The sequence below is a fragment of the Tetragenococcus halophilus genome, from assembly GCF_001712815.1.
GTDB classification, from domain to species: domain Bacteria; phylum Bacillota; class Bacilli; order Lactobacillales; family Enterococcaceae; genus Tetragenococcus; species Tetragenococcus halophilus.
This window is the reverse complement of sequence record NZ_CP012047.1, coordinates 1,551,363-1,567,432: the sequence shown is the minus strand read 5'-3', so window position 1 is coordinate 1,567,432 and position 16,070 is coordinate 1,551,363. Positions and strand designations below refer to the sequence as shown.

Genomic DNA, 16,070 nt, shown 5'->3' with positions numbered 1-16,070 from the left:
TTTGGTATATCAATTATTTAACCGTTGACAACTTACTGATAGATAGTATAATAGCTTTAAAAGAGTGGAACAGATTTATTTTCTGTATTAATTTAGGAGGTCGGAAATGAAGAAAAGGCGTTTATTAGGAAAATTGACAGCATTAGCGGCTGTGTCCTTGGTATTTTTAACTGCTTGCCAAAACCAGGAAGCTTCAGAAGAAGATTCAGCGGCTACGGATTCTTCCTCAGATCAAGAGACTGAAGTCCTTCGATTTGGGATTACGGGTGGCTACCCACCAAGTAACTATCATGATGAAGATACCGAGGAGTTAGTGGGTTATGAAGTCGATATGGCTAAAGAGCTCGTCAAAGACTTAGATGGTGATGTAAAAGCAGAGTTTGTGGAGATGTCTTTTGGTTCCATTTTGGAAAGTTTAAATAGCGATCGTATTGATGTAGCGATGCATAGCTTAAGTGAAACACCTGAACGAGCAGAACAGTATGATTTCACTGTACCTTATTTTGACAAAGTGTGGGGCGTTATCGTCGCTGAAGATAGTGACATTCAAACATTGGACGATTTAGATGGCAAACGAGCAGCACAAAGTGTATCAACTTCCTCTGGACAAGAGGCAGAAAAACTTGGGGGCGAGCTTGTTCCTATTGATGATGTGGACGAAGCCATGAAATTAATTACAGAAGATCGGGCTGACTTTTATTTAGGTAGTGATGTCGGGCAACAAGATTATTTAGATAAACAACCGGAACCATTATCTGTGCGTGTGTTAGATGAGACCGTACCCGATGTACCTGCATCACTGGTTGTACCTAAAGGTTCGGATGAGTTAAGAGAAGACTTAAATGAAGTAATTATCGAAAATACGGAAGATGGCACCCTAGCTGAAATCTATGATGAATATCTAGGCATGGATAAATCTATCGAAGATTTTGATGAATATTTAGACGAAGATGAATAAGAACAATTCAAGCGAGGTTAAAAAATCTCGCTTGTTTATTTCATGAGGAGTAGACAGATGTATTTATTTGACCAAAAGCGTAACGGACAAGAGGTACGTGATCCCAAATATAATTATGCAATTGCCAGTTTTTTAGCTAATGAATTACAGCTAGATGAACCGATTATGCGTTTTTATATTAATCAGCCAGCCGTTATTATAGGCAAACATCAGAACGCTTTTGCAGAAGTTGATTTGAACTATTTGGAAGAACAACAAATTGATTTGGTTCGTCGTTCTTCAGGTGGAGGTTCTGTTTATCATGATCAAGGGACATTGATTTATGGTTTTATAGGAAAAAACGATCATGCTTCTTACCAAGATTTTTCCCGTTTTACTCAGCCTATTGTACGAGCGCTGCAGCACTTAGGTGTCAAAGAGGCGCAATTTGGGGGACGTAATGATTTATTAATTCATGGAAAGAAATTTTCTGGCACTTCAATGTTAGTTAATGATAGCAAGGTGATTGTTGGTGGAACTTTACTATTAGACGCTGATTATAAAACTTTGGAACAAGTATTAACGCCTAACAAAAAGAAGCTAGCTGCTAAAGGCGTAAAATCTGTTCAGAGCCGTGTCACTGCTTTAAGACCTTATTTAGCGAAAGAGCATCGAGATATTACGATTGAAGCTTTTCGCAAATTATTAATTAAAGAACTAAAACTTGAAACCTACTTTTCGATACGTATCCCTTGGTATACCAAGGATCTCATGCACAAAATTAACTTCAACCTGCTTGCTTGAGCTGTTTTTGTATAGAGGAAGGTAGTTTTTCAAGGAACTGTTCGATAATGTTATTTAATACGGCTTCATCCAAAACATATTCATCCGCAAAAGCTTCTTGGAATAAAACGAGTAATTGCAGAATGGCTTCCGATACAGAAAGCTCGGAAAGCTCATCAATGAGAAGATAAAATAACTCGCCAAGCGTTCGGTCGTCTTTACTTTCACGTTCTTGCACCGCTAGGATCATATAACCGATAGCTACCAGTGTCGTATGCGCAAAGATCCCGTCATAAGAAATCCCTTGGTACTTGGCTAATTTTAAGTATTGTTTGCACATCTTGAAGTAGACTTCCACCGACCAGCGTCTAGCATAGAGCTGAATGATCTCGTCTTCGGTCAGATCGATATCGGTCGAAGCTAAGACCAAATAGTCGTTTCGTTTATTGCGATTGCGAATATATACCAACTTAATGGGAAGGATTTTCCCTTCTACGACAGCTTCTACTTGGACACTCAAAAGATAGCGAGAACGACCGCGGCGTTTCTTGTTTCGTTTGAAGATTTCTTTGACATCCATCTTTTGGCCTTGATAACGGTAGTAGATCTTTTGACTACGTTTAACCATCGCTACGCAGTGGCATTTCAGGTCACGGATCTGTTGGAACATTTTGGGACTGGAAAACCAAGTATCGAATAAGACATAATCCGCATGGATCCCTTGGTTCAAAGCCGATCGAAGCAGTTCCAGTGTCACTTCCGTACCTTTACGAAGCGCTTGAGCTTTACGTTTCCCCCTATTCGTGCGTTGATCCCCGATATCAAGATCAGATTGGAGCTTTCTTTTCCCGGAGAGCAAGGAAAAAGCGACGGGGACAAAGCTGTTGCCATCACTCCAGCCTAATTGTAAATAACGAAATCCTTTGAAATATTTTTTCTTGGCATGGTCGTATTGTAAAGCGGCACATTCCACTTTTTTCGCATTCGAGCGGGTATACATGGAGTCATCCACGATAAACTTGGTCTTTCGGGCATCACCCGTCAATGGACGTAGGAAAGTAATGACGGATTTAGCCACTAAGATCAGTAATTTTTGCCAATGAGTGTGCGGATCATTCAAAACGTTGCGAAATGTTTTATCTGAAAATGATAGCTGTTCCTTTTGCTTTTGGTAAAACCGATAGGTAGAACCGTTGGTAAAGATCGAAGCTAATAGGAACGAAAAAATAACAGAAACGGAGAAACCCTTCCTGTGCACGGCATTCGATTTTTTAAGAGCAGAAGCTACATGGAACTGATGAAAAAAATCAGACACAGAGGTAGAAATTTTTTCTGAGTTTGGCGTTGTTTGTGTTATAATTGACATGGCATGAACACTCCTTGGTTAGTGGTTTTTCGTTGATTCTATTATACCAGGATTTGAGTGGTTCATGCTATTTTTGTATCAAAAAACGTTTATTTATCAAGGGATGAACTGTATTTTTGAACTTTCAAGTTTTAGTTTATAATATAAAACTCTAGAATTAATTATACATAATGTATAATTTAGGTTATACTTTATGTATAATTTATGCTATAATAAATAAAAGAGGTGAGCAATCATGGAAATTATGAGAAAACGCGGTAAAATTAAGAAGTGGGGAAATACTAAAGGAATTGTTTTACCTAAAGCGATTTTGTCTAATGCCGATTTAAAAAATATTGAAAATGTCAATATAACAGTGGAAACACAGCCTGATGGGAAAAAGCGAATTGTTATTGAAGATGTGACAGAAGATAAAAAAGAATTATTAGAAGATTTAGTAGGTACTGTTAGTTTACCTAAGGATTTAGATGTGAAAACAGAAAGAGCAGAAAGAAAACAGAAACGGTTGGTAAAACATGAATTGCATCATTGACATTAATGTAATATTAGATGTACTAGCAAAAAGAGAAGAATTTTATAAACAATCGAAAGAAGTTTATATGTTATCTGTCTATGGCGTGATTAAGGGATATATAACCGCAAATATGATCACAGATATCTATTATATTCTAGAAAAATATGGTTCGGAAAACGCAAAGAACGAAGTTAAAAAGTTATTACAATTAAATGAAGTGCTTTCTGTAACAGAATTGGATTGTATCAATGCGTTGGAATTAAGCGGGGAAGATTATGAAGATAATTTGATTATAGCTACGGCAACTCGTAACGGTGTAGAAAGCATTGTTACTAGAAATGTTGATGACTATCTTAACAGTGGATTAATTGTCTATACGCCTGAAGAATTAATTCATAAGTTTAAATAATATGCTTTATTAGAAGCGTTGTGCATTCTAAAAAGCATATTATTTTTTTAGTGTTGTTTTGTTAAAAAATTTAGATAAACTTCATTTAAAGTTCAGCGTGTGTTAAAACTGATTTGGGAGGTGTTGGCATGGTATTAACTTCTTTATATTTTACAGATGAGCAATATCGAGAAATTAAAGAATTAGCTGAGTTTGAGAGTGTTTATGTAACCGAATTCATGAAACAAACGATTTTAGATCGAGTACAAAATGAGAATGATTATTATGAAGCGGTTCAAAATTTAAAAGAGAGTCATGGTGAAACTGTATCTAGAGGTGAGGTTAAACGGAGATTAGATTTGATATGATATGAAGACATATAAACACTAGCCGAGGACTATTAAAGACTTATAGCTTATTAATAGTCTATTTTTTGAGTTGTTATTTAGTCTAATAAATTTATTAATGAATTTATCTTGAAAAAGAGTCTAAAAACGAAGGGAAGTCAATAAAAAGTCCCTTCATTTTGTGGTAAATGAATGTAAGTACATAGAACTTCCCTTCCTTTTATTTACAATAAAGGGAAGTTTGCTGAAGTTACCTTGGTTTGGACATTTTTGTTAAAATTCAGAGGAAAAAAGATTTCGGAGAATATGGTAAAATGGACGCAAAGGAGTGAGTGATAGTGATGGAAGAAGAAGCAAACGTTGAGGAGATAAAAAAGCAGAACAAACAGCTACTAGATGAATTTGAACAAGAGTTGATTGATAAAAAGCTTAGTGCGAAAACTATTTATAAACATGTGAATAATATTGATTTTTATATTAATACTTTTCTGCTTTACGATGAGTTCGTGGAAGCCAAAAAAGGAACTTTGTTTATTGGAGAGTTTCTGGGTTACTGGTTTATTAAAAAAGCGATGTGGTCAAGCGTTAAACAAATCAATGAAAATGCTACAAGTTTAAAAAAGTTCTATACTTTTCTGTATAAAAGAGGAGATATTAGGAAAGAAACGTTGGATTCACTTAAGGAAAGAATTAAATTGGAAAAACCGCAGTGGCATGTTGAGATGCGACGTTATGATTTTCCGTTTATATAAATTGTGGTTAAAAAATTTAGAAATTTTGTAGTCAATATTTGGATATCAAGGACATAAGGAGTGAAATTCATGGTAGAGAAATACGATACTGTTGTGATTGGTGCGGGCCCAGCTGGCACGGCGGCTGCTTCTTCTTTGAAAGCTCAGGGACAAAAAGTAGCTATTGTGGAAGAAGATCTGTGGGGCGGTACTTGTCCGAATCGTGGCTGTGATCCTAAAAAAATCTTATATGCTGCAGTAGAAGCAAAAGAAAAAGCGGATCTTTTAGCGGGGCAAGGATTAAATACGCAAAATTCAATCAATTGGTCAGATTTAATGGAAAATAAACGAGAGTATACAAAACAAATAAGTCCGGGCACGCACGATAGCCTTGCAAATAATGGGATTGAAACGATTAATGGTCATGCGCATTTTGTCGATCCACACACGTTAAAAGTTGGGCAACAAACAATTGAAGCTCAAAACGTCATTATCGCTACTGGTTTGCGTCCACGTATTTTAGACATCAAAGGCAAAGAATTTTTACAAACAAGTACAGACTTTTTAGATTTAGATGAAATGCCAGAAAGTATTACAATCCTAGGTGGCGGATATGTTGCTTTTGAACTTGCTGGAATTGCCTCTTCTGCAGGAGCAAAAGTCACATTGATTCATCATAATAATCGTCCTTTGAAGGCTTTTCCAAAAAAATTAGTGAAGAAACTTTGTGATCAGTTGTCCGAAAATGGCGTGGAAATCGTTTTTGATAAAGAAATCACGGAAGTTCAAGAGGACAATGCAAGTTATCGAGTAATAGGCAATGATTTTGATAAGAAAACAGACAAGGTATTTGCTGCAGTGGGTCGGATTGCCAATGTGGATCAACTAGGGCTAGATCAGATCGGCGTTGACTATTCAAGTAAAGGCGTTAAGGTAAATGAACATTTACAGTCAGACGTGTCACATATTTACGCAGTCGGTGATTCGGCAGCTTCTCCCGTGCTTAAATTAACACCAGTTGCCGGATATGAGGCGAACTATGTAGTCGGACAAATTTTAGGAGACCACGCGGAAATTGAGTATCCATATATTCCAACCATCATCTTCTCCTTGCCGAAATTGGCTCAAGTAGGCGTAACGGTAAATCGAGCGCAAGAAGACACAGAGCGGTATGAAGTAAAAACTGTTCCTATGGAGGATTGGATTACCTATAAACGACAACATGAAAAACAACCTCTGGTACAATTAGTTATCGATCAAAAGAACGATCAAGTAGTAGGTGCTGCTTGTTTGAGCATGGAAGCTGACGAAATGATTAATTATCTAACGTTGTTAATTAAACAAGGATATTCCGCAGAAGATGTCAGTCAAACGCCTTTTGCTTATCCAACAATAGCAAGTGACATTCAGTATTTGTATTGAATTATTTGAGATAAAGTATATAAAAAAGGTAAAGATAGGGGGAATGCTATGAAGCTTCCCTCTATTTTTTCATAGATAAAGAGAACTTCCGCCAGCCCTTATTATCCATAAATGTATTAATTAGACTGCTTGTATTTTTAAAATTACAATATAAAAACCAAATGATTAGAAATATATAGAAAAATTATAATATATTCGAATTAATTCGAAATACATGGTAAAATATATATGAGTTTCGAATTAATTCGAAAGTAGGTGGAAATATGATACAAAGAACGAGTTATTTAGAAAAATTAAATCGAGTCAAAGATAAGCAAATTATTAAAGTATTGACGGGTGTACGTCGTTGTGGAAAATCGACAATCTTACAAATGTTTCGACAACAATTGCTTGATGAAGGAATTGAACAATCGCAGATCATTTTTATTAATTTTGAAGACTTGGCATATGAAAAATATTTAGACTATTACGAGTTATACCAATACTTAGATAGCTTAATGGATAAAACGCAAAAATACTATATTTTTTTGGATGAAATTCAAACAGTGACTCATTTTGAAAAAGTATTGGATAGTTTCTTTATTCGTCCTAACGTGGACCTTTATGTTACTGGTTCTAATGCATTTATGTTGTCTGGGGAGTTAGCTACATTACTTTCTGGACGCTATATTGAAGTACGTGTTCATCCTTTATCCTTTAAAGAATATCATAGTGCCTTTAACGGAGATGTGACTACAGATTTTCAAAATTATCTTAACTTTGGAGGTTTTCCTTTTGCTGTCCAATTAGAAGATGAAAAAACATTTGAAGATTATGTTGATGGTATTGTCAATACTGTATTAATTAAGGATGTCCTACAACGTAAGCAACGCAGCGATAGCGCTTTGGTCGAACAAATCGCTCGTTTTTTAACAGATACTGCTGGCAACTTAGTTACTGTTAGAAAGATTGCGAATACGTTAACTTCAATGGGAGAAAAGACAACTAGTGATACAGTTTTGTCTTACTTGTCAGCATTTCTCGATGCCTATTTGTTTTATCGGTGTGATCGCTATGATATTTCTGGGAAAAAGTACCTATCCATTAATTCCAAATATTATCCTGTCGATATGGCTCTACGTTATGCACTTTTAGGAACAAAACGTGTAAACATTGGTAGTCGGTTAGAGACTGTTGTATTTTTAGAGTTATTACGTCGAGATTATGAAATTTATGTAGGAACGATTGAAAATACTGAAGTTGATTTTGTGGCAATTAAGCAAGGTGTTAAGGAATACTATCAAGTTTCTTATACAGTAGTTGACGATGAAACGTATAATCGGGAAGTTTCTGCATTGAAGAAAATCAAAGATGATTACCGAAAAATTTTATTAACGGCTGACCAAGGCTATGCAAATGATGAAGGCATTGAACAAGTCAATGTTATTAATTGGCTTTTGGATGAAGAATAGTAAAAGAGTAAGAAATTTAATAGAACAGCAATCTTGTTAAAATTATTACAGAATAATCTAAACCTCTTTGCTAAAAAGTAAGTATAATTTCGGTTGTTTATTCAAAATCAATTGTATTTTCAGTCGTTTTATTTTACAATTGAAAGCGTTAAAATTATAACAGTTAAAAAAACTGTTTAAATATAAGGAGGGCAATTAGTGAAAAAGAACTTTATTGTTTTATTACTGCTTTTAGGAGGAGTATTAACCGCTTGTACTAACAACGAAGAAAATAGTGCAGAAGAGGATAACAGTTGGCAAAATGTGGAAGAAGAAGGTCAATTAACAGTAGCAACATCTGGGACCTTGTACCCTTCTTCATTTTATAACGATGATAACGAGTTAGTAGGATACGATGTAGATGTTGCGAAAGAGGTAGCTGATCGGTTAGATGTTGATATTGAATTTGAAGAATACAACGTTGATGGACAAATTTCTTCACTTCAGAATGAAAACACTGATTTTGCGGCAAATGATTTTAGCTTGAACAGTGATAGGGAAGAAAATTTCCTTTTATCTTCACCGATAAAGTATTCATTTGCAAGTTTAATTGTGCGAGAAGAAGATGATTCAGGAATTGCTTCTTTAGAAGATTTAGAAGGAAAGAAAGCTGCGGGTGAGCCTAATACTAGTTATATGAGAGCGGCTGAGCAATATGGGGCTGAATTAGTTACTTATGATAATGCTACAAATGAGCAATATCTGACTGATGTTGCTAACGGACGGACTGATACGGTCGTTAATGATTATTATCTGCAAAAAATGACGACAGAAGCCTTACCTGACGTTCCAGTAAAAATTTTAGATGATGTTTATTTTAACTTAGACCATAATGGTTTTTTGTTTGAAAAAGAACATGAGGCTTTGCATGAAAAAGTAAATGAAGTATTGGCTGAAATGAAAGATGACGGCACACTTAAAGAAATTTCAGAAGAATATTTTGATGCGGATGTCTCAGAAAAGCCGGATGTAGAAAATATTGAACAGGTAGATGTTGAATAATGTATATTCCAGGACTTGACTTTACATTGATGTGGGAATCGCTCCCTTTTATCTTACAAGGTTTATCTTATACTTTGGGGATTGCTCTTATGTCGTTACTATTGGGAAATTTTTTCGGTCTTTTGCTAACATTACTTGGCTTAATCCCTAGTAAGATTTTACGAGGAATCGTTCGTTGGTGGCTTTCTTTTTTTAGGGGAGTGCCGGCTTTAGTGCTATTGTTTATCCTCTATTTTGGATTACCTTACCAACTTCATCCCTTAACTGCTTCGATCATTTGTTTTACTTTGACGGGCAGTGCATTTATGGGGGAAATTTATCGAGGCTCTATTTTAGGAATTGACTCGGGCCAATGGGATGCTGCTTATGCGTTAGGCTTTAATTTTACGAAAACGATGCGTTTGATTATTATGCCACAAGCTTTCCGAATTTCAGTACCAGCGTTAAGCAATGTGGCAATGGATATATTAAAAGGAACTTCACTTGCTGCGATGATTACCATACCTGATATCTTTCAGAATGCTAAAATTGTAGGAGGACGTTCATTTGACTTTATGTCGATGTATGTCTTAGTAGCTATTATTTATTGGATTCTATGCTTAGCGATTCAGGCGGTTCAGCAACGTTTGGAGGAGTATTTTGCTAAGCGATATGGAACGTCTTTTAGGGAAAAGTAGTTCTGTACAAGAATAGTATGATAAGGGACTTTTTTGTTTCTTGAATAAAAAGCTTAAATTAAATTCGAATTAATTCGAAGAAGATCGAAATATGATACAAAAAAGCGTAGTGTTGTTAGTGGAAAATGGAATGCCAATTAAGGAAGCTGAATAAAATAAAGAGTACGAGACGGACTGAAAATAACAAAACTTGGAAAAACTGTTCAATTTTTTCTGAAAAATAAACCTGAATGATTTATAAAAATTTGTGGATAACGCATTCGACTGTTCAACGAGGTGACTTTTATGTTATTTTCCCTTTTTATCGCCGCTTTTGAATAAAGAATAGAAAGGGATGATCGAACGACGCTAAAAAAAGATAAAATTCTTCCTAGAGAATGAAAGCCAAGCCTTTTTTATCAAGAGGAAAAGGGGAAAAGTAAACTAGAGATTCAATCGCTGAATTCGTGTAAGGACTTCCCAAAAAAGCGTGTTGTAAACATTCGTACTTGATAAGTGAATTTGCACTTGACGCGCGTGTTCTGTGACTTTTCCAGCAATATGAAATAGTTGAAAACGGATCGTGTCAATCACCGTCGTCTTTTTCTCTTGCGGAAAAGTCAGCTGTTTCATCAAGTGGATGATATTATAGGCGATAAAACTTAGGGCTAAGCGAACCTTATTCGCTAAAAAGGAAGGACTGTCCGTTTTATCAGCGAAAAATCCGGTCTTCATTTCTTTAATGAAGTTTTCCATATTCCCTCGTTTTTGATAGAGCTGAAAAATGGTTTGGGGCGAAAGATGAGCGAAATCGGTCACCACAAATTGAAATTCGGAAAAAAGTAAAGTTTCGGCTTTTCGAGTAGCCTTGATGGCTACTGTTCGAGATCGGTCCCAAGAATCTGCTTGATAAGCCATCTTAAAATATTGATGTTCGGACTTTGTGTAGTCCGTACCGTTGGTATATTGGACAAGATGTTGCGCATAATGAATCAACCGTACGTTATTTTTCAATTTAATCACATAATGGGCGCCTCGACACTCACATTGTTTATAAATTTCCGGTTTGGCAAAGCCACTATCCCCGCGTACAAGCATTGTGGGATCACTCGAACGTTGTTGGTAATGCGCCAACATTTCTACGAGATAATCTTCGGCGTGGGTGGAGGTATAAGATTTGCCATGACGATGGCGAACATCTAATGCCAATCCGGTTAAACCTTCAAATGCCACAAATGGATGATACCCATTGAGGCCATAGTGGTAAATATATTCCCCTGCTTCTTGCTTTCCGTAAGTGGGACAACAGGTGGAATCCAGATCAAGCACGAGTTGTTGGCTGTTTTGCTGGTCCATGCCTAAATCGCCAAGTTTTTTCGCCACTTGTAATAGTTGATTAACATTTTCTTCTGTCAAGGTATGAAGCAAAGTAGACATCATAAATTGCGAACTAAGGCGTTCTTGTTTCAATGCTTCCTTAAAAAGGCGATCATATTGTAAGGTATTGGCGTCTCGGTCTCGAGAATAACCAGCGATCAATTGATATAGCCATTGTTTTACGACATCCAGCCATTCATGTTGGGCGAAGGCACGATACTCTGGAATATGAACGTATTGCGCTAACAGGGAATCAAAACGAATTTGATTTAGAAACTCCGAAAGTAAGACGAGCCCCGCGTCATTGGTTAAGGTGCCACCGTCATTGGCGATCAAGATGGCTTTTTGCTTATTGAATGTAAGAGAATTTTGTTGTAAAGTAATAGACATAAGAACGCACTCCTTTATTGTTATGTTTCGTTGACTTTACAATAACACGAAGTGCGTTCTTTTTGTACACCCAGAAGGTGAAGCAACTCAACCTTTAGAAAAAAGCACATGCCAAGGATTGAATGATCCTGGGAAAAATTTATAAATCATTCAGGATAAATTATTCTTTTAAAGTAATTTTATTATAACGTTTAATTCAATAAAGGAGCGGGTTTATAATGAGAACAATCAAAAATTATATTTCAAAGAATGAAGCATACTTTGGAGTGAGTTTTATCTTAACGTCTGTTTATCTTATTGCTGTTGATAAGTACCACCTTGATTTTTCAAAATGGGTTAGCGATGTAATGAGTAGAGGGATTACAAGTATTTTTGTTGCTGTATTTTTATTAATAGGTTTTTCGTTGCTATGGCTTTATTTTGAACCGGGTGTCAGCAAAAAAGTGGAGAAAAATAAGGCTTTTGTTGGATTAACAATATACCTATTAATATTTGTTATTTGGCTGTTTGACTCTCTTTATTTTGCTTATATAGCAAGTATTTTGTTTCTTCCAGCAACTTTTTTGGTTTTAAAATGGTTAATTTCTTTAATTAGGGATTTAGGTAAATCCTATTCAGAGTTAAGAGGTTTTGAGAAAGCTTCAATAGTAACTTCATTTACTACAGTTTTTTTGAAATCATTATTTAAAAGATGAAAAATTCACGGAAGAAGTTGAGCTGTACAATTATTGTAGCTCAACTTTTTCATAGTTTTCTATTTTCACTGTGTTCCAGCGTCAGTTTGTCTGATATAATTAATAGTAAAAATTAACTAACTAATGTATTTTAAGAGGAGAATTTAAATGTCAGAGAAAAGAGCTTCAACGATTTATCAGGTACTATGGAATAGCGCTGATATATTACGTTCAAAGATGGATGCTACTGAATATAAGAACTACTTGCTAGGTATAATTTTTTATAAATATCTTTCTGATACGATGTTGTATCATGCTGCTGAGTTGCTAGAAGAAGAACCAGCAGACTTGAAGGAAGCACAAAAAATATATATCGAAGCTTACAACGATCCAGAAACGCGAGAAGATTTAATCGATGCGCTAATGTTTGATTTCTATTACACACTTGAACCACAATTAACTTTTACAGCATTAGTAGGAGAAGTACATAAAGGTAATTTTCAACTAGAAGATTTAGCACAAGGATTTCGTAATATTGAACAAAGCAGTGAATTATACGAAAATTTATTTGAAGATGTTGATTTATATTCAAGAAAATTAGGGTCCGGTATCCAAAAACAAAATCAAACAATTGGTGAAATTATGAAGGAACTGGATACGTTAGATATTGCGCATGAGGGTGATGCATTAGGTGATGCTTATGAATATCTGATTGGACAGTTTGCTTCAGCTTCTGGCAAAAAAGCAGGAGAATTTTACACACCACAGCCTGTTTCTCGTTTAATGACACAGATTGTGTTACAAGGCAAGGAAGATAAAAAAGGGTTTAGCGTTTATGACCCAACAATGGGTTCTGGATCATTATTACTTAATGTCAAAAAATTTACGAACGAGCCTGGGACTGTTAACTTTTTTGGACAAGAGCTTAATACTTCTACCTATAACTTAGCACGTATGAATATGGTTTTGCACAATGTATCTGCAGCAAATCAACACTTACATAATGCTGATACTTTAGATGCAGACTGGCCAACTGAAGAACCAACGAATTTTGACGCTGTACTTATGAATCCGCCCTATAGTGCGAAATGGTCAGCAGATAAGGGCTTTTTAGATGACTCGCGTTTTTTTATGTATGGAGTTTTAGCTCCCAAATCTAAAGCAGACTTTGCCTTTCTTTTACATGGCTATTACCATTTAAAAGATTCTGGTGTAATGGCCATTGTATTACCTCATGGCGTTTTATTCCGTGGTGGAGCTGAAGGGAAAATTCGGAAAGAATTACTTGAAAATGGCTCCATTGATGCTGTTATTGGACTACCAGCAAATATTTTTTACAACACAAGTATTCCTACTACGATTATTGTATTAAAAAAAGATCGGAATAACGAAGATGTGTTGTTCATTGATGCTTCAAATGAATTTACTAAAGGAAAAAATCAGAATGTATTGGAAGATAAACATATTGATAAAATCCTTGAAACCTACAAAAAACGCGAAGTTGTTGATAAATTTTCGCATGCAGCAAATTATGATGAGATAGAAGAAAATGATTTTAATCTAAATATACCTCGTTATGTGGATACCTTCGAAGAGGAAGAGCCGGTGGATCTATCGGCTTTAAGTAAAGAGATTGTTGATCTTGATAAAGAGATCAAAAAATCAGAAGCTGAAATTTCTTCTATGATAGATGAACTTGCTGTCACTGATGAATCAAAAGAATTTATCGAAGCAGCAAAGGCGGTGTTTAATCATGAGTAAGGAAGAAAAAAGAGTACCAGAAGTACGTTTTGAAGGCTTTTATGACGATTGGAAACAGCGTAAGTTGGGAGATATTTCTGAAAAAGTTACAGAAAAAAATAAGGATAAAAAATTTACAGAGACATTTACTAATTCAGCAGAATATGGGATCGTCCCACAAAATGATTTTTTTGATAAGGTAATTTCAAATTCGAAAAATATTAGTAACTATTATATAGTCCAAAACGATGATTTCATTTATAATCCGAGGATTTCTAATTTTGCACCGGTTGGACCAATAAAACGAAATAAACTTAATAAAGTTGGTGTTATGTCGCCATTATATTATGTTTTTAGAACAAAGAATATAGACTTGACTTTTCTAGAAAAATTTTTTGATACAAGTTACTGGCATAGATTTATGAAATTAAATGGTGATACTGGAGCAAGAGCGGACAGATTTGCTATTAAAGATTCAGTTTTTAAAGAAATGCCGGTTCCGTACCCTAGTAGCGATGAACAAACTAAAATTGGAAATTTATTAAAACAAATTGATCGTACTATCGCTCTTCATCAACGAAAATTAGAACAATTAAGAGAACTTAAAAAGGCGGCGTTACAATATTTATTTCCCAAAAAAGATGAAGCAGAACCAAAAGTAAGGTTCGCTAACTTCATGGACGACAGGTGGTCGTCATATAAAATTAAGGATATTTTCTTAGAACGTTTAGAAAAAAGTGGAGAGGGAGAACTAATTTCAGTAACTATTAATTCAGGTGTAGTCAAAGCTTCGGAGTTAGATAGAAAAGATAATTCTAGTTTGAATAAAACGAACTATAAAAGTGTTAAACGTCATGATATTGCATATAATTCTATGCGTATGTGGCAAGGCGCTAGTGGTTATTCACCTTACAATGGAATTGTTAGTCCAGCATATACTGTTATAACACCAAAACAAGGGATTAATTCTAAATTCTTTTCGTTTATGTTTAAAAAAAACGAAATGATACAAGCTTTTAAAAGGAACTCACAAGGTTTAACATCGGATACTTGGAATTTAAAATTTCCAGTTTTAAGTTCCATAAAAGTTAAAGTTCCCAAGACTGAGGAGCAGGATAAAATTGAACAATACATGAACAATTTAGATAATATAATAAAGCTTTATCAAGGAAAATTGGAAAATTTTCAGGATACAAAAAAAGCCTTTTTACAAAAAATGTTCATATAAGAGGGTTCCAATAGATTACGAAAAGTAATCTATTGGAACCTTATTTTTACATTAACATAGATAAATGACGCATAATCTTATCATTATCTTGGTTTTCCAGTTCCTGTATAATATGCAAGTAAGTTTCTTGCGTAGTTGCCATACTAGAATGACCTAATCGTGTAGCTACACTAGCGATAGATACCCCGGCAAAAAGTAACAATGAAGCGTGTGTATGTCGTAGACCATGCACAGTTATAACTGGAACATTTGCTTTATTACATAAAACTTTCAATCGATTATTTACTGTTGAATTAAAAACCCTTTTACTAGCAAAGATTGGTTTATCTTCATCAGAATCTTTTATCAACTGTGAAAGTTGCATAGCGATTTGCCAATCTAATTGTACTTTTCTGTTTGAAGATTCGTTTTTTGTCGGCTGAAATTCACCTTTGGAAGTTTTATAATTCCAAGTCTTATTTATATTTAACTTTTGTGTAGAAAAATCAAAATCGTTAGGCGTGAGAGCAAGTGCTTCAGAAAAACGTAAACCAGTCTTAGCCAATAGCAAAATAAACCAATCCCAATTCACCTCACTTTTTAAATCTAATTTTTTTAGTAATAGTTGTAATTCAAATTGATTCAAAAATTTGGTGTTTTTTTGTGCAGCTTCTTTTCCCTTAATTACTATTTTTCTGGTAGGATTTTTATCCAGTATTCCTTCATCTACCGCATCTAAAATTGCTCCTTTAATTTGATGATGAAAATCCATTGTTGTCTGTTTTTCATGAGTTTTGGCATATTCATTTAAAAGTAACTGATAACTTTGTCGATTCAAGTTTTTCATTCGTAATTTGGGTGCTAGTTCAATAATTCTTTGGTTGGTCAAATGATATTTTCTTAACGTAACTGATCTAACTGCGCCTACTTTATACAAATCGATCCATTCCTCAAAATACTTATGAAACAATTGCTCTTTCTGCTTATTTCTTACCATAAAAAAACCTCCTAATAGTATTTGATGACTATTCATCATTACTATTATT

At 34.9% G+C, this 16,070-nt stretch carries 16 protein-coding genes; 13 read left to right on the top strand and 3 right to left on the bottom strand.

The annotated features are described in order from the left end of the window. Window positions 1-106 precede the first annotated feature (106 nt). Window positions 107-958: a transporter substrate-binding domain-containing protein gene (locus tag AC806_RS07385; RefSeq protein ID WP_069029098.1), complete on the top strand. Its 852-nt coding sequence runs from the start codon at window positions 107-109 to the stop codon at window positions 956-958. Window positions 959-1,015: 57 nt separating this feature from the next. After that, a complete protein-coding gene (locus AC806_RS07380; protein WP_069029097.1) occupies window positions 1,016-1,741 on the top strand; it encodes a lipoate--protein ligase family protein in 726 nt (241 codons plus the stop codon). Here AC806_RS07380 and AC806_RS07375 read toward each other — a convergent pair. Then, window positions 1,725-3,086 (bottom strand): IS4 family transposase, encoded by a 1,362-nt coding sequence (locus AC806_RS07375; RefSeq protein ID WP_069029096.1) that lies wholly within the window; start codon window positions 3,084-3,086, stop codon window positions 1,725-1,727. The genes AC806_RS07380 and AC806_RS07375 overlap by 17 nt on opposite strands. A gap of 235 nt (window positions 3,087-3,321) precedes the next feature. Here AC806_RS07375 and AC806_RS07370 point away from each other — a divergent pair, with 235 nt between their 5' ends. From AC806_RS07370 to AC806_RS07335, 8 genes are all read left to right on the top strand, one after another. Further along, window positions 3,322-3,618, top strand: a complete 297-nt coding sequence (locus AC806_RS07370; RefSeq protein WP_014125279.1) for an AbrB/MazE/SpoVT family DNA-binding domain-containing protein — start codon at window positions 3,322-3,324, stop codon at window positions 3,616-3,618. Beyond that, window positions 3,602-4,009: a type II toxin-antitoxin system VapC family toxin gene (locus AC806_RS07365; protein ID WP_014125278.1), complete on the top strand. Its 408-nt coding sequence runs from the start codon at window positions 3,602-3,604 to the stop codon at window positions 4,007-4,009. The genes AC806_RS07370 and AC806_RS07365 overlap by 17 nt, the downstream gene beginning before the upstream one ends. Before the next feature lie 128 nt (window positions 4,010-4,137). Continuing rightward, window positions 4,138-4,356 (top strand): DUF6290 family protein, encoded by a 219-nt coding sequence (locus tag AC806_RS07360; protein ID WP_014125277.1) that lies wholly within the window; start codon window positions 4,138-4,140, stop codon window positions 4,354-4,356. A gap of 320 nt (window positions 4,357-4,676) precedes the next feature. Continuing rightward, window positions 4,677-5,087 carry a hypothetical protein gene (locus AC806_RS07355; protein ID WP_014125276.1) on the top strand — a complete coding sequence of 137 codons (411 nt, stop codon included), beginning with the start codon at window positions 4,677-4,679 and terminating at the stop codon, window positions 5,085-5,087. Window positions 5,088-5,156: 69 nt separating this feature from the next. Continuing rightward, window positions 5,157-6,488: a dihydrolipoyl dehydrogenase family protein gene (locus AC806_RS07350; protein WP_069029095.1), complete on the top strand. Its 1,332-nt coding sequence runs from the start codon at window positions 5,157-5,159 to the stop codon at window positions 6,486-6,488. A 263-nt stretch (window positions 6,489-6,751) separates the two neighbouring features. After that, window positions 6,752-7,939: an ATP-binding protein gene (locus AC806_RS07345; RefSeq protein WP_014125274.1), complete on the top strand. Its 1,188-nt coding sequence runs from the start codon at window positions 6,752-6,754 to the stop codon at window positions 7,937-7,939. A gap of 198 nt (window positions 7,940-8,137) precedes the next feature. Further along, on the top strand, window positions 8,138-8,980 hold the full coding sequence (locus tag AC806_RS07340; protein ID WP_014125273.1) for a transporter substrate-binding domain-containing protein: 843 nt from the start codon (window positions 8,138-8,140) through the stop codon (window positions 8,978-8,980). Then, entirely contained in the window at window positions 8,980-9,657 is a 678-nt protein-coding gene (locus tag AC806_RS07335) for an amino acid ABC transporter permease (protein WP_069029094.1), read from the top strand. Before AC806_RS07340 ends, AC806_RS07335 begins: the two co-directional genes overlap by 1 nt. Before the next feature lie 423 nt (window positions 9,658-10,080). Here AC806_RS07335 and AC806_RS07330 read toward each other — a convergent pair whose 3' ends face one another. Then, complete coding sequence (locus tag AC806_RS07330; RefSeq protein WP_014124571.1) at window positions 10,081-11,403, bottom strand: IS1380 family transposase; 1,323 nt, start codon at window positions 11,401-11,403, stop codon at window positions 10,081-10,083. 218 nt (window positions 11,404-11,621) lie between these two features. On the opposite strand from AC806_RS07330, the gene AC806_RS07325 reads away from it, so the two are divergent. From AC806_RS07325 to AC806_RS07315, 3 genes are all read left to right on the top strand, one after another. Continuing rightward, on the top strand, window positions 11,622-12,098 hold the full coding sequence (locus AC806_RS07325; RefSeq protein ID WP_069029093.1) for a hypothetical protein: 477 nt from the start codon (window positions 11,622-11,624) through the stop codon (window positions 12,096-12,098). 147 nt (window positions 12,099-12,245) lie between these two features. Continuing rightward, window positions 12,246-13,838: a type I restriction-modification system subunit M gene (locus AC806_RS07320; protein WP_069029092.1), complete on the top strand. Its 1,593-nt coding sequence runs from the start codon at window positions 12,246-12,248 to the stop codon at window positions 13,836-13,838. Continuing rightward, window positions 13,831-15,045 (top strand): restriction endonuclease subunit S, encoded by a 1,215-nt coding sequence (locus tag AC806_RS07315; protein ID WP_083207575.1) that lies wholly within the window; start codon window positions 13,831-13,833, stop codon window positions 15,043-15,045. The genes AC806_RS07320 and AC806_RS07315 overlap by 8 nt, the downstream gene beginning before the upstream one ends. 46 nt (window positions 15,046-15,091) lie before the next feature. Here AC806_RS07315 and AC806_RS07310 read toward each other — a convergent pair whose 3' ends face one another. Beyond that, complete coding sequence (locus AC806_RS07310; protein WP_069029091.1) at window positions 15,092-16,021, bottom strand: site-specific integrase; 930 nt, start codon at window positions 16,019-16,021, stop codon at window positions 15,092-15,094. Window positions 16,022-16,070: the final 49 nt, after the last annotated feature.

Bases quoted from the DNA above. Each gene is read 5' to 3' on its own strand.
- AC806_RS07385 (WP_069029098.1), top strand. From the start codon at position 107: ATGAAGAAAAGGCGTTTATTAGGAAAATTGACAGCATTAGCGGCTGTG.
- AC806_RS07380 (WP_069029097.1), top strand. From the start codon at position 1,016: ATGTATTTATTTGACCAAAAGCGTAACGGACAAGAGGTACGTGATCCC.
- AC806_RS07375 (WP_069029096.1), bottom strand. From the start codon at position 3,086: ATGTCAATTATAACACAAACAACGCCAAACTCAGAAAAAATTTCTACC.
- AC806_RS07370 (WP_014125279.1), top strand. From the start codon at position 3,322: ATGGAAATTATGAGAAAACGCGGTAAAATTAAGAAGTGGGGAAATACT.
- AC806_RS07365 (WP_014125278.1), top strand. From the start codon at position 3,602: ATGAATTGCATCATTGACATTAATGTAATATTAGATGTACTAGCAAAA.
- AC806_RS07360 (WP_014125277.1), top strand. From the start codon at position 4,138: ATGGTATTAACTTCTTTATATTTTACAGATGAGCAATATCGAGAAATT.
- AC806_RS07355 (WP_014125276.1), top strand. From the start codon at position 4,677: ATGGAAGAAGAAGCAAACGTTGAGGAGATAAAAAAGCAGAACAAACAG.
- AC806_RS07350 (WP_069029095.1), top strand. From the start codon at position 5,157: ATGGTAGAGAAATACGATACTGTTGTGATTGGTGCGGGCCCAGCTGGC.
- AC806_RS07345 (WP_014125274.1), top strand. From the start codon at position 6,752: ATGATACAAAGAACGAGTTATTTAGAAAAATTAAATCGAGTCAAAGAT.
- AC806_RS07335 (WP_069029094.1), top strand. From the start codon at position 8,980: ATGTATATTCCAGGACTTGACTTTACATTGATGTGGGAATCGCTCCCT.
- AC806_RS07330 (WP_014124571.1), bottom strand. From the start codon at position 11,403: ATGTCTATTACTTTACAACAAAATTCTCTTACATTCAATAAGCAAAAA.
- AC806_RS07325 (WP_069029093.1), top strand. From the start codon at position 11,622: ATGAGAACAATCAAAAATTATATTTCAAAGAATGAAGCATACTTTGGA.
- AC806_RS07320 (WP_069029092.1), top strand. From the start codon at position 12,246: ATGTCAGAGAAAAGAGCTTCAACGATTTATCAGGTACTATGGAATAGC.
- AC806_RS07315 (WP_083207575.1), top strand. From the start codon at position 13,831: ATGAGTAAGGAAGAAAAAAGAGTACCAGAAGTACGTTTTGAAGGCTTT.
- AC806_RS07310 (WP_069029091.1), bottom strand. From the start codon at position 16,021: ATGGTAAGAAATAAGCAGAAAGAGCAATTGTTTCATAAGTATTTTGAG.